The sequence below is a fragment of the Rhodococcus sp. MPR-R1B genome, assembly GCF_058793255.1.
Genome location: NZ_JBXAFO010000007.1, coordinates 49,648 through 61,986, shown reverse-complemented (window position 1 = coordinate 61,986; position 12,339 = coordinate 49,648). Strand labels below are relative to the sequence as shown.

13 protein-coding genes and 1 pseudogene are annotated in these 12,339 nt (G+C 60.4%); all 14 read left to right on the top strand.

Features of this window, described 5'->3' with window-relative positions; genetic code table 11:
* Nucleotides 1-1,448, top strand: a pseudogene (locus tag AC1Q61_RS12125) (hypothetical protein); the annotation flags it as partial.
* Entirely contained in the window at nucleotides 1,429-1,950 is a 522-nt protein-coding gene (locus AC1Q61_RS12120) for a hypothetical protein (protein ID WP_020968153.1), read from the top strand. The pseudogene AC1Q61_RS12125 and the gene AC1Q61_RS12120, both read left to right, overlap by 20 nt.
* A gap of 17 nt (nucleotides 1,951-1,967) precedes the next feature.
* Nucleotides 1,968-2,714, top strand: coding sequence for a hypothetical protein (locus AC1Q61_RS12115; protein WP_141695763.1), 747 nt, complete (start codon nucleotides 1,968-1,970; stop codon nucleotides 2,712-2,714).
* Nucleotides 2,715-2,846: 132 nt separating this feature from the next.
* On the top strand, nucleotides 2,847-3,665 hold the full coding sequence (locus tag AC1Q61_RS12110; RefSeq protein ID WP_128637877.1) for a hypothetical protein: 819 nt from the start codon (nucleotides 2,847-2,849) through the stop codon (nucleotides 3,663-3,665).
* 60 nt (nucleotides 3,666-3,725) lie between these two features.
* Nucleotides 3,726-4,145, top strand: a complete 420-nt coding sequence (locus tag AC1Q61_RS12105) for a hypothetical protein (RefSeq protein ID WP_030535789.1) — start codon at nucleotides 3,726-3,728, stop codon at nucleotides 4,143-4,145.
* A 43-nt stretch (nucleotides 4,146-4,188) separates the two neighbouring features.
* Nucleotides 4,189-4,365 (top strand): hypothetical protein, encoded by a 177-nt coding sequence (locus tag AC1Q61_RS12100; RefSeq protein WP_155277918.1) that lies wholly within the window; start codon nucleotides 4,189-4,191, stop codon nucleotides 4,363-4,365.
* Nucleotides 4,362-5,057, top strand: coding sequence for an Imm52 family immunity protein (locus AC1Q61_RS12095; RefSeq protein ID WP_230359418.1), 696 nt, complete (start codon nucleotides 4,362-4,364; stop codon nucleotides 5,055-5,057). Before AC1Q61_RS12100 ends, AC1Q61_RS12095 begins: the two co-directional genes overlap by 4 nt.
* A gap of 92 nt (nucleotides 5,058-5,149) precedes the next feature.
* On the top strand, nucleotides 5,150-6,205 hold the full coding sequence (locus AC1Q61_RS12090; protein ID WP_229757070.1) for a prenyltransferase/squalene oxidase repeat-containing protein: 1,056 nt from the start codon (nucleotides 5,150-5,152) through the stop codon (nucleotides 6,203-6,205).
* Between the two features lie 510 nt (nucleotides 6,206-6,715).
* Nucleotides 6,716-8,401 carry an ammonium transporter gene (gene amt, locus AC1Q61_RS12085; protein WP_007731720.1) on the top strand — a complete coding sequence of 562 codons (1,686 nt, stop codon included), beginning with the start codon at nucleotides 6,716-6,718 and terminating at the stop codon, nucleotides 8,399-8,401.
* Between the two features lie 51 nt (nucleotides 8,402-8,452).
* Nucleotides 8,453-8,755 carry an urease subunit gamma gene (locus tag AC1Q61_RS12080; protein ID WP_042921157.1) on the top strand — a complete coding sequence of 101 codons (303 nt, stop codon included), beginning with the start codon at nucleotides 8,453-8,455 and terminating at the stop codon, nucleotides 8,753-8,755.
* 29 nt (nucleotides 8,756-8,784) lie between these two features.
* Nucleotides 8,785-9,222, top strand: a complete 438-nt coding sequence (locus tag AC1Q61_RS12075; RefSeq protein ID WP_003943812.1) for an urease subunit beta — start codon at nucleotides 8,785-8,787, stop codon at nucleotides 9,220-9,222.
* Between the two features lie 35 nt (nucleotides 9,223-9,257).
* Entirely contained in the window at nucleotides 9,258-10,976 is a 1,719-nt protein-coding gene (locus tag AC1Q61_RS12070; protein ID WP_003943847.1) for an urease subunit alpha, read from the top strand.
* A gap of 9 nt (nucleotides 10,977-10,985) precedes the next feature.
* Nucleotides 10,986-11,633, top strand: coding sequence for an urease accessory protein UreE (locus AC1Q61_RS12065; protein ID WP_007731715.1), 648 nt, complete (start codon nucleotides 10,986-10,988; stop codon nucleotides 11,631-11,633).
* Nucleotides 11,617-12,330 carry an urease accessory protein UreF gene (locus AC1Q61_RS12060; protein WP_042921156.1) on the top strand — a complete coding sequence of 238 codons (714 nt, stop codon included), beginning with the start codon at nucleotides 11,617-11,619 and terminating at the stop codon, nucleotides 12,328-12,330. Before AC1Q61_RS12065 ends, AC1Q61_RS12060 begins: the two co-directional genes overlap by 17 nt.
* Nucleotides 12,331-12,339: the final 9 nt, after the last annotated feature.

Sequence of the window (12,339 nt, the reverse complement as noted above, 5' to 3'; positions counted from 1 at the left end):
GCGGGCAGGACTACACCACCGAACCTGTCGTCACTGACACCTCCTTCACGGACGAAAACGGAACCAGCTGGTCTGGCACAGCCTCGAAAGTGCCGAACGTGTGGAGCTGGACGTACACCGACGCCCAGGGAGAAGAGCACGACCTGCAGGTCACCTACGACGAGCAGGGTCGCCCGCATCGGGTTTTCGACAACTACACCTCCACTCTGTACCTGTACGACTGGAGCACCGGCGAACCCGTTCTGATCGGCGACCCGCATTATCTGGACCCGGGCGTTGCTTTCGATCAGCCTTACACCGGCGAGATCATGAGCTTCGTTCTCCCACCATTGCGTGGGGGGCGTCTGATTGCTGGCGCAGTCCGGGCCGAAGACCTGATCGTCTCGAACCGGACAACACCGACCCGGCCCCCGACCAGCGCACCGTCTGTTCCGGCGCAGAGTGTTCCCCGGCCGGGTGGAGTGCCACCGCGCGGCATACCCGTCATCGACGGCACCGTTGCACCTGCCGAGCATGACCAACCCTCTGTTCCGTCCGTGAATGAACCTGCACGCCCGGATCCCACGATTCCGGAACCCTCGCAACCCACTTTTCCCGGCGATCCCGATCGTGGCGAGCGGGAACCATCCACGCCGGGGGAGATTGGTGATCCAGGGCCGAACCTGACACCAGGGATTTCTACCCCGAATGTTCCCTCGCCAGGTCACGTCGAGGAACCGAGTGTGCCGACTCTGCCCGATGTCGGTCAGGTGCCGGTGAATCCGGATGCTCCCGGCGCTCCACAGCAACCCGGCCCACCGGAATTCGACCCCTTCGCCACCGATCCGAGCACCATTCCCAGCCCTGGCGCCATCGAGGACCCGACCGAGCGGCCGTCGACCAGCGTAGTTACACCGCCACAAAACGAGCACGAGCCAATCCAGCCGGGGGCCACGTTTGTTGGTCCGCCCGGAAGTGAAGGCGATCGGACGCCAGGCACCAGCCCAACTGTGGAGCAACCTCTCGACAGTACGTGGCCTTTGGGCACCGACTTCCCGTCTGGCGATACAAGTGACAGTCCGGGACCGACCGAACATGTTGACATGCCAGACTTTCCATGGCCACCTGCAAATACTTGGGGTCAAGTATATCCAGCTATTCTTGACCCCAGGACGTTCGAGACGATCCGACCGTTCCCATACGGAATGCCCAGCGTCCCACCAGCGGACCGAGTAACCTGGTCCTCGAGTGCACGTCAAATATTCTTGGCCGAATGGGAGGAAAGAGGTTTTCCTGTTCCGGAGCCGGCCGCCCCCGGAGCGGACCCCTGGGCAGGATGGGAGGTGCACCACATACTTCCCCGGAAGTACGGAGGCACGAATGACTTCTGGAATCTAGTTCCCCTGCCCAATTCTATACATGCACTCTTCACTCGATGGTGGGAATTTTATGCCGATATCTATAACTGATGCGCTGGAGTCCTATCCCGACATCCAGCGGGTCCTAGTCCCGACGCATCCAGGCCGATCATTCGACGTCTACAACACATACGACCCGCCGGCAGAGGCTGAAGAGGTGTCTCAGTATTGGAACCTAGATACCCTGCCGAGAGATCTCTTCGATTTATGGAGAAGCGCGAGAGAATGCAGACTTCACCACGATAGGGGCTTAGGAAAGGACGGAATAACACTCCTTTCTCCGCCCAAAGCTCGAGAAGTTACGGAACGCGAGCTGGAATTCTGGGATGACGAGGATGGGCGCTTCTTGAAGAGTGACATAATAATCGGCACAATGGTGGTCGAGCCAGATTTCATTGTATTCGACACAAGAAAAAACGACTTCAATGTTCTGTTAGCTTCAACTCTCGACGGACGTGAGGACTGGCCTATCGTGGGGCGGAACATTTCCGACTTCTTGCTGCGTTATCGTGATTTACCTGGAGAAAGCCACTGGCAGCGCTCGATCGTTTGATACACCGGAGAGCGAAGTTGGCTTCCATCCTCGAGGGAATCGATGGCTTGGCCATGGCGACCCCGAGGAAGGGGCGCGGTTCCGCATGGGAGCGGGTGTTGAAGGCTGCGGCGAGCAACCTTGGCCCAGAGTGGGTTGTGGCACGCTCTGGCACCCAGGCGGAGTTGATCCATCTACCAGTGCGATGGTGGTTCAATTCCATTGGGTTGGATCCCAAACCGAATCGGGAAGAGCTGACCTTCAGTCATGCGCCCCTGATGAGAGAATTCACGCCGGGCACTATCACCTTTCGACAGAGTTCATATCAACCTGGTCCCACAGATTCTGCACCACCGAATATTCAGATGGACATCTTCGATACCCGCGGTGCTGCGGAGATCGTGCGCTGGTGGGCGCTTGGTCCGTCCACCAAGTTCTTTGCTGCACCGCCGCTTCCTGACTTGGTCGCTGCAGCCGAGCAGGCTTATGCCGACCGCGAGGAAAAGCCACGCCGGGATTGGATGATTTCGGCTGGACTGCGGGTGATAGCTGACACCGGTTCGCCAATCGAGGTCATCGACAGCGTCCTCTGGGAGTTGGCTCGCCGTGACGTCGGTGGCCACGTCCAAAGTTTCTGGCGAGAATTTCGCGCGGTCGCGGAAAACAGAGACCGACTAGCGACATTGCAGTGGCTGGACGAAGAACGACGTCGTTCTGTAGAGGATGCATACGGGCTTCGGGATTCTGCGTTTGCCGATGTGATTTTCCGTACTGAGGACTCGTAGCCGAGGGAAGTAGGCGTGAGGGAGTGGAATCGGATGGATCGCGCGCCGCGTCGGAGAACCGCTGGCGGTGCGCACAGTCGCTCCTTTTCGTCTACCAAATAATACGAATGGTCCTTTATGGCAAGCATGCACATGAGCGATGACAAGCCTAAGTCGCCGAAATCGGTCACTGAGGTCCTGGAGTCCCTGGGAATGGACCGGGATCAGTTGCGGGAGATGGCGATAGATGCGATCGCAGACCTGACTCCGAAAAAGGGGAGAGGCGCTGCGTGGGAGAAGGTGTTGGGAGCGGCGGTTAAGAAGCTCGGGCCGAACTGGACGATCATCGGGAGCGGGTTGCGAGCCAAGCTGCTGCACACTCCGGTGCGATGGTTTTTCGACACCGTCGGGATCGATCCGATTCCCAACCGTGAGAAACTGACGATTACTCACCTACCACTCATCGAACCCCTCGATCCCGGAACACTCACTGAGTGGCAGGACCACTACGACAGCAGGCATAGCGGACACGACTACCGTGGCCGCCAGATTGATATCTTTGATACCGTCTCCGCTGCCGAGCTAGTGATCTGGTGGGCTGAGGGGCCAGCATCCGAGCTGTTCGACGCACGATCGGTGGAGGCACTCACCCCACTCCGTGAGAAGCAGTACCTTGAGCGCAATCAGTCGGGTCCAGCACGCTGGACAATCTTGGCGGGGCTGCGTGTGATCACTGACACCGGTTCACCGCTCGAGGTTATCGACAACGCGATTGAATACTTCCGCGGCCGGGCTGCCGACCCGGCAGGTCCACTTGTCATGTTCTGGGAACAGTTTCGTGAGGTCGCTGCTGCCGGTGATCGAGAGAGGACACTGCGGTGGCTCGACGAGCATCGACGTGCCACGGTACGTGAGCACTGCGCGCTACCGGCGGTGTTCGCCGACGTTCTCGAAGACCTGGGCAACGGCTAGCCATGTGAGTACAAGAATCTCGAATTTACTTCGACCACAACACTTCAAGAGGAGAAATCAATGGACCACTGGGTCGTCGTCCCGGAACAGCCAGGGTTTGTCGGGGATCGCACAGTTGTCGATACCGCAACCTCGCCGCCGACCGTGGAGAGGGCGCACTTCGTGTTGACCCGGCAACCTACCGACGGACTGATCGGTGCCGGCCCGCTGGTGTTGGTGGACCGTGAGACCGCGGAAGCGTTCGAGGACAACGTCTTCGGTGAAGTGTCCCTTCATCCGGCGGACCTCGATACGGACCCGGCGTCGGGGTTGTTGCGGGTTCCCGACTTCGTGTGGTGTCAGGTGCATGGGCAAGCGGGGATGCTCGATATCGGCCTCACCGAGGACGGCCGCCTGGTGATGTCGGGGCAAGCGTTGTTGGTGTTCCACTCTTTCGGTGGCGGCATCGACAACGCCACCATCTCCGAATGGCTCGGCTGAACCAACTTGCCCTACATATGCTTTGCCGTGGTGAAACTATGTGATGGCATGCCTTGAGCGCAGCGCGCTCCCCCAAGCCGCCGTGATCGAGGAACTACCCACTGACACGTTGATCCGGTTGGGAGACAAGCCTATGCACGTCCATGCCGCCGACATCGTGGCAGTGCGCGCAGTGTCGGGCTATGGAGATCAGGTCGGATTGGAAAGGACGGGGCGATGAGCATGTTCGGGCGGCGGCCGACGGTAGCCGGATATTGGGGCACGCGGGTGCAGTCGAGTCAGGAGGTGGCGCAGACGATGCGGGCTTTCCTCGATGATCTGGAAGCGGTCGACCCGGGGTTGGCGTTGCCGTGGGTCTCGACTGCCGAGTTCGACAAGGTGCCAGCAGATCTCAGTGTGGACGGGTTGGTGCGAATCTTCGAGTATTCCCGCTCGAAGGAGATGGGGTATTCGGACACCCCGGGACCGGGTTACGACATCGACTTGTCGCCCGAGGACGGGACCGCGCGCCGGGTCGGTGCCTGGGTCGGCGGGCTGGAAACCAGTGCTCCCAACAGTGTCCGGGTGTCGTTGCCGACGGAGAAGCAGCTCACCGACAGTACCCGGCGGTTGCTCGACCCGGATATCGGAGACGTGATCGTGAGAGTGATCGTCAAGCATTGGGATCCGGATCGGGCTCGGTGGAGCATCGGCGACTACCGGCACCTTCAGAATCGGTCGAAAGGTGAGGTGGAGGTGGGATGGGAAACATACTTCCATTCAGGAGTTACGTTCGATCGCAGCAAACTCCCCCAATCTGCGGTGGTGGAGGAACTGCCCATTGGCACGTTGGTTCGGTTGGGGGACAAGCCAATGGAGGTCGCTGCCGCCGACATCGTGGCGGTGCGGGCGGCGTTGGGTTACCCGGTGTAGGCCCCGCAACGGGTCTGGAATTCACCATTGCATCAGACGGCGAGAAATGTGTTAACCGGATGGCCTGCTTCGCCTTTCGATAGTATTGCCAGATGGCATCCCGAATCGACTTGCTCGCGTGGCTCCTCGATTCGGATCCAGCGATTCGGTGGCAGGTGGAGCGCGACCTGGTGAACGAAGCGCCCACTGTGTGGGCGGCGACGCGCGCGTCGATCGCCACCGAAGGATTTGGTGCACGCCTGCTTTCATTGCAGGACCGAGACGGCCAATGGGCGGGTGGGGCGTTCTTCCCGGCTGAATTCGACTTTGCGGGACCCGAAGCAGCAGAACAAAGTTCGCAACCCTGGACGGCAACAACCTGGACGCTCAACTCATTGCGGGAGTGGGGCCTCGACGCCAGTGTTCTGCGGGAGCGTCGTACCGCAGAACTGCTCGCGGAGAACTGTCGCTGGGAGTACGAGGGCCGGCCGTACTGGGACGGTGAGGTCGATTGCTGCATCAACGCCTGGACGGTGGCAAACGGTGTGTGGCTCGACATGCGCGTTGATGAACTGGCTGATTGGTTTGTGCGGCATCAACTTCCGGATGGTGGTTGGAACTGCGAGTGGATCGAAGGTTCGACCCGATCGTCGTTCCATTCGACCCTCAATTCACTCAAAGGGCTTCTCGCGTACGAGATCGCGACCGGGGGAACAATTGAGACGCGCGCGGCTCGACGATCCGGTGAGGAATTCTTGCTGCAGCGCGGTCTGTTCCGGAGACTCTCGACCGGGGAACCGGTGGGGGACTGGATCGGCCGGTTCGCGTACCCGTTCCGGTGGCGTTACAACGTGCTCAACGCAGCCGACTACTTCCGCGAAGCGTCGTTGTCGGATGGAAATGAGCCTGATCCGCGAATGGCGGACGCGATCGAGATGATCCGGGCCGCTCGAGCCTCGGATGGGACGTGGCTCCAGGCCGGTCGCCAACCGGGGCGGGTGTGGTTCGAGGTCGACACAAAGGCGGGGGAGCCGTCGAAGTGGCTGACTTTGTCCGGCATCCGAGTGCTCGCCTGGTGGGATCAATCCTCCCCTCTAGGGTTCTGCATAACAAAAGAGTTACAGCGAAAGTCATTTCACCTTCAAAGGTTATCGAAAGGTGATCTTTGATCTTCCAGTCGAAATATCCAGTACGGATTAAGAACATATTAACGACAGGATTGCCCTCAGTGCGGTGAAGGTTAATCATCTGAACAGGTGAGAAGATGTTCGGTGAAATTACCTACCCGATTGGATAGGCGGGTCACCGACGTTGGTAATCGCATAAGGTGCTCGCGATTGTCTTGGTTAGGGAGCTAAGTCCCGAGCTGGAAACGGCATTTCTGCTCCGAAAGTGGCGCTCACCTGCGGCTACGTTCCCCATTTTGCAGGACTTAAACCACTTTCGGCGAGATTTAGTCTCGCAATTGCAGGTTGTGGAGCGTCCGCAATGTTTAGGCAAAGTCCCAATTTTTCCCAGAACAATGCTCTACTAAACGTGAAAACCGGATGTTCCCCCGATTTTGCTGAGAAGGTGCAACTATGGGGCGTAGCGTAACTGTCGCAGCGAACCGGAACATCGCGAATTGCTGCTCTAACCAATGACTTTGTTCAGGTCCGAATAATGCTCGGAGGTCGTCGATGTCGATGGAAATGGTGTTAGCCGAAGCAGTGATAGACAGTGGGGACACGGCGTGGGTGCTGATCTCCGCGGGTCTGGTTCTCTTCATGGTTCCCGGACTCGCCTTCTTCTACGCCGGTCTGGTGCGTGGTAGCAGTGCGCTCGTCATGTTGCAGCAGAACCTCGTCCCACTCGGACTCGTCTCGATTACCTGGGTCGTGTTCGGATACAGCTTCGCGTTCAGTGGAGACTGGGGTTCCGGCTTCCTCGGTGACCTCAAATTGTTCGGCTTGCAGGACATACACACAGCCGCCGCCCCGGGCTTCCACCTGATCGAAGGTGCAGTCGCGGTACCGACTCTGGCGTTCGTGGTCTATCAGATGATGTTCGCGATCATCACGCCCGCGCTGATCACCGGTGCGACCGCAAACCGGCTCAAGCCCTTGGGCTGGGCCGTTCTGCTCGTGCTGTGGTCGATCATCGTCTACCCCCCGATTGCGCACTGGCTCTTCAATCCCGAAGGCTGGTTGGCGCTCCGCGGAGCTCAGGACTGGGCCGGCGGAATTGTCGTCCACGCATCCGCCGGCGCCGCCGCCCTGGCAATCTTGCTGGTGGTCGGTAAACGTCCGGGATGGCCCAACGCCGAGGCAGTCCCGCACTCGGTGCCTCTGGCGTTGATCGGCGCAGGCATCCTGTGGTTCGGCTGGTTCGGATTCAACGCAGGCGACGGATTGGCCGCCGATGGTGTTGCGGCACAAGCCTTGATGAACACTCACATCGCCGCAGCGGGCGGTATGGTCGTCTGGCTCGTCATCGAAAGGTACACCGAGGGCAAGGCCACGGCGATCGGCGGAATCACCGGCGCGGTAGCCGGTCTCGCGACCGTCACCCCTTGCGCCGGCTTCGTCAGCACCTTCTCCGCGTTGGCGATCGGCGCGCTTGCCGGACTGGTCTGCCACTTCGCGCTCGCGCTCAAGTCGATCTTCAAGTTCGACGACGCGCTCGACGTCATCGCGGTCCACTTCATCGGCGGCATCCTCGGTTCACTCCTTCTCGGTTTGTTCGGCGAAAAAGCCATCAATTCGATCGGCCGCGACGGACTCTTCTTCGGCGGCGGGGCAGGACTACTCGGCGAGCAGGCGCTGGCGTTGATCGTCGTCATCGCTTTCTCGTTCGTGGTGACCTGGCTGATCGCCACGGGCATCGAGAAGACCATCGGTCTCAAGCTGGCCCCGAAAGACCAGGTGGACATCGACCGTCGTCAGCAAGGCATGGACGCATACCGCTACAACGCCGCATTCGTGGACGCGGGTGGTGCGCCGCAGACCAGCGGGTTCGACTCGGGGGTCCTGGTCGAGGGGGCAAAACTTGTTCCGAACCTCGGCGCCCCGAAGCACGAACTCATCACCGCGGTATTGCAGACCATCGAGTCCGAGAAGCTACGGGAGGCGCTGCTGGCCGCCGGAGCGGAGTCGATAGTCGTATCGGAAGCGCATGTCTCCGCGAGTGACTCGGCCTCGCTCAAGTTCCGCGGACAACGCAACGACGTCGTGTTCACCGAGCGGTTGCGTGTCGAGGTGCTGGTCGCCTCGGAACATGCCCAGGCGGTTCTGGACGCGATCAACGAGTACTCGGGCGGCAGGAGGAGCGGTTTCGTCCAGCAAGCGGCCGAACCTCTCACCGAAGCGACGGAACAGGGGAGCTGACATGTATTCGACGACAGGGAGTTACCGCATGATCGACAAGGAGCGTTCAGAATGCATCTGACACCGCGAGAACTCGACAAGCTGACAATCCTCATATTGGCGGATGTCGCACTGAGGCGAAAGGCAAAGGGGCTCAAACTCAATCACCCGGAGTCCGTCGCAGTCATCACTGCAGCCGCCCTGGAGGGAGCTCGGGAGGGCAAGACGCTCGAGGAGGTCATGGCCGACGCATCGCACGCCTTGACGGTCGACGACGTGATGGACGGTGTCGCGGAGATGATTCCGCGTGTGCAGGTCGAGGCGGTGTTCCTCGACGGTAGCCGGCTCGTCACCGTGCACTCTCCGATCCAGTAGCCCGACCGAGATGTCAGGAGCACTCCAAGATGGCAAGCAAATCGACGAAGAAGGATTCCGGCGGCGAGAAGAAAGTACCGGTCGGCGGATACGTGTTGCGGGACGAGCCGATCGAACTCAACGAGGGCCGTCCACGTTTGAAGTTGCGAGTCCGAAACACCGGTGACCGTCCCATCCAGGTGGGTTCGCACTACCACTTCATGGAAGTCAATCGAGCGTTGTCCTTCGATCGTGAACAGTCCTTCGGCTGGCGCCTCGACATTCCCGCGGGCACGGCGGTCAGGTTCGAGCCGGGCGACGAGAAGGAAGTGACGTTGGTGCCGTTCGGCGGCAAGCAACGAGTGCAAGGCTTCAACGGACTTGTCGACGGTTGGGCGCCGACCCACGCCGCCTACCGGCCGAGGCTCCCCGGAGCCGTCCAGCGTGCCGAAGAACTCGGCTTCCTGTCCGAACCTCAAACCGACTGATTCTCGTTCACGGCGGACGAAGGAGAGCAACACCCATGACAAGCATTTCGAGACAAGAGTATTCAGGTCTGTTCGGGGTCACCACGGGTGACCAGATCAGGCTCGGCAACACCGACCTGTACATCGAGGTCGAGGAAGATCTTCGAACGATCGGCGACGAGTCGATCTACGGCGGCGGCAAGACGCTGCGCGACGGCATGGGCCAGGATCCGGAGTCGTGCAGCATCGACGGTGCCCTCGACCTCGTGATCACCAACGTGGTCATCGTCGATGCAACCATCGGCGTCGTCAAGGCAGACGTGGGAATCAAAGACGGCAAGATCGTCGGCTGGGGCAAGGCGGGAAACTCCAGCACGATGGAAGGCGTCACCCCGGGGCTGACCACCGGTCCGGCGACCGACGCGATTTCCGGTGAGCAGATGATCCTCACTGCAGCCGGCATCGATCCGCACGTGCACCTCGTGTCACCACAGCAGGCGTACCACGCGCTCAGTGGGGGAGTGACGACGCTGATCGGTGGCGGCATCGGCCCGACCGACGGAACCAACGGCACCACCATCACTTCCGGTATCTGGAACATGGAGATGATGCTCAAGGCCAACGAGGGTTTGCCGGTCAACGTCTGCATGTTGGGCAAGGGGAACTCGTCCGGGCATCAGTCGCTGGTCGAACAGATCAAGGCCGGTGCGGCCGGTCTGAAGGTCCACGAGGACTGGGGCGCGACACCGGCCACAATTCGTGAGTCTCTTCGGGTGGCAGACGAAATGGACGTTCAGGTCGCCATTCACACGGATACCCTCAATGAGGCCGGATACGTCGAGGACACCATCGCGGCCTTCGAAGGCCGTACCATTCACACCTATCACAGCGAGGGTGCGGGTGGTGGTCACGCACCCGACATTCTGCGGGTGACGGGCGAGGACAACGTACTTCCGGCGTCGACCAATCCGACGTTGCCGTACGGCATCAACACTCAGGCCGAGCTCTTCGACATGATCATGGTCTGTCACAACCTCAATCCCAAAGTGCCCTCGGATGTTTCGTTTGCCGAGTCTCGCGTTCGCGCGGAGACGATCGGTGCCGAGAACGTACTGCAGGACATGGGCGTCATCTCGATGTTCTCGAGTGACTCGCAGGCGATGGGCCGCGTCGGAGAAAACTGGCTTCGCGCGATCCAAACAGCGGACTGCATGAAGCGGTCCCGCGGAAAGCTGCCAGAGGATTCACCGACACACGACAACTTCCGCGTGTTGCGCTACGTCGCGAAGGTCACGATCAATCCAGCGTTGACGTTCGGTCTTTCGCATGTGGTCGGGTCGATCGGTGTCGGGAAGATGGCGGATCTTGTTCTCTGGGAGCCCGCATTCTTCGGCGCGAAGCCGAAGACGATCATCAAGAACGGTCTGATCAGCTGGCACGCCATGGGAGATCCGAATGCGTCGCTCCCGACACCACAACCGGTGATCTACCGGCCGATGTTCGGTGGATTCGGCAAGGCGTTGCCGCAGAGTTCGGTCTCGTTCGTCTCGCGAGCGGCACTCGACGACGGTATCAAGGATCGGCTCGGTCTCGAACGTCAAGTTGTTGCTGTCGAGGGGACCAGAACAGTCACCAAGCGTGATCTGGTTCGCAACTCGGCCACTCCGGAAATCAAGGTGGACCCGGAGACCTTCGCGGTGACTGCGGACGGCGTCCACGCATACGTCGAACCTGCCGAATCCATTCGCTTGAACCAACTTTACTTCTTCAGTTAGGGGTCTCCAGTGTCGGGAACAATCACACACACGCACGGCGCCGATGCGACGCCACACACGCACGGCGAGATGACCGCGCCGAGCGGAAAGCCGACGCGAGTCGACGCGCTGCTCGGGAAGGAGACCGACGAGGAGTGGGCCGGTCGACTCGACAATGCGGTAGTCGACGTCTTGTCGCTCGATCAGTGGGAAGCGCAGAAGAGTCGGTTACGACGCACCACGATCGGTGGCCGTGAATTGGCCGTCTCGCTCGATCGGGGTATTCAGTTGCAGGACGGCGACATTCTGCTGTGGGACGAGCCGGCGAACACCGTGGTCGTGGCCAGGATCAACCTCAAGGACGTTTTGGAGATCGACCTGAGCGCGCTGGTCGACGTCACGCCCGAGAAGATGATTCAGACGTGCCTGGAGTTGGGACATGCCGTGGGTAACCAGCACTGGCCTGCGGTGGTGAAGGGAATGAAGGTCTACGTTCCGTTGACCGTCGACAAGGCGGTCATGGGCTCGGTGATGCGGACACATGCTTTCGAGGGCATCGAGTACACCTTCATCCCGGGCGCCGAGGTCATTCCCTACATCGCTCCACACGAGGCACGCCGTTTGTTCGGTGCGGCCGCGCGTGAGGGCGAGGGGCATACCCATGACCCTCTCGTCTGAGGGATCCGGGCTCAGCATCAACCGCGCGATGCGGATGATGCAGTTTTCCGATTCCATGTTCCCGGTCGGTTCCTTCTCGTTCTCCAACGGTTTGGAATCGGCCGTGGCGCAGGGAATTGTCACGGGTGGTCCGTCGCTGCGGGAGTTTGTGCTCTCGGCCGCCCATCAGGGCGCGACGTGCGACGGTATCGCCGTACTCGCGGCGCACCGGGGTGCGGCAGCCGGTGATTTCTCGGCGATCCTCGCCGCTGATCATGCAGTGATCGAACGCAAACTCAACGAAGAAGCACGCACGATGAGTACCCGCATGGGTAAGAAGTTGGCCGAACTCGGCGGGCGCTTGGCCGGTGAGACCCTGTTCAACAAGTGGTTGGCCGCGATCGCATCGGGGGAGACACCGGGTACCTACCCCGTCGGCCTCGGAATTGCTTTCGCGGAGATGGGTTCTCCGGAAGAGGACGCTTTCACGGTCAATCAGTACGGTGTCGCGATGACGTTGCTCGGCGCTGCCCTTCGTATCGTCCGAGTCGATCACCTCGCGACGCAAGAGATTCTGTTCGAGGTCAATCAGACTGCCGGCCATGAGTACGCCGCAGTGCGTGACTACGGACTCGACGACATGTCCAATTTCGCCCCGATGATCGACATTCTGGCTGCGGTGCACGTCAAGGCGCACGTCCGAATGTTCATGAACTAGAAGGAGAAC

Bases quoted from the DNA above. Each gene is read 5' to 3' on its own strand.
- AC1Q61_RS12120 (WP_020968153.1), top strand. From the start codon at position 1,429: ATGCCGATATCTATAACTGATGCGCTGGAGTCCTATCCCGACATCCAG.
- AC1Q61_RS12110 (WP_128637877.1), top strand. From the start codon at position 2,847: ATGAGCGATGACAAGCCTAAGTCGCCGAAATCGGTCACTGAGGTCCTG.
- AC1Q61_RS12105 (WP_030535789.1), top strand. From the start codon at position 3,726: ATGGACCACTGGGTCGTCGTCCCGGAACAGCCAGGGTTTGTCGGGGAT.
- AC1Q61_RS12100 (WP_155277918.1), top strand. From the start codon at position 4,189: ATGGCATGCCTTGAGCGCAGCGCGCTCCCCCAAGCCGCCGTGATCGAG.
- AC1Q61_RS12095 (WP_230359418.1), top strand. From the start codon at position 4,362: ATGAGCATGTTCGGGCGGCGGCCGACGGTAGCCGGATATTGGGGCACG.
- AC1Q61_RS12090 (WP_229757070.1), top strand. From the start codon at position 5,150: ATGGCATCCCGAATCGACTTGCTCGCGTGGCTCCTCGATTCGGATCCA.
- amt (WP_007731720.1), top strand. From the start codon at position 6,716: ATGTCGATGGAAATGGTGTTAGCCGAAGCAGTGATAGACAGTGGGGAC.
- AC1Q61_RS12080 (WP_042921157.1), top strand. From the start codon at position 8,453: ATGCATCTGACACCGCGAGAACTCGACAAGCTGACAATCCTCATATTG.
- AC1Q61_RS12075 (WP_003943812.1), top strand. From the start codon at position 8,785: ATGGCAAGCAAATCGACGAAGAAGGATTCCGGCGGCGAGAAGAAAGTA.
- AC1Q61_RS12070 (WP_003943847.1), top strand. From the start codon at position 9,258: ATGACAAGCATTTCGAGACAAGAGTATTCAGGTCTGTTCGGGGTCACC.
- AC1Q61_RS12060 (WP_042921156.1), top strand. From the start codon at position 11,617: ATGACCCTCTCGTCTGAGGGATCCGGGCTCAGCATCAACCGCGCGATG.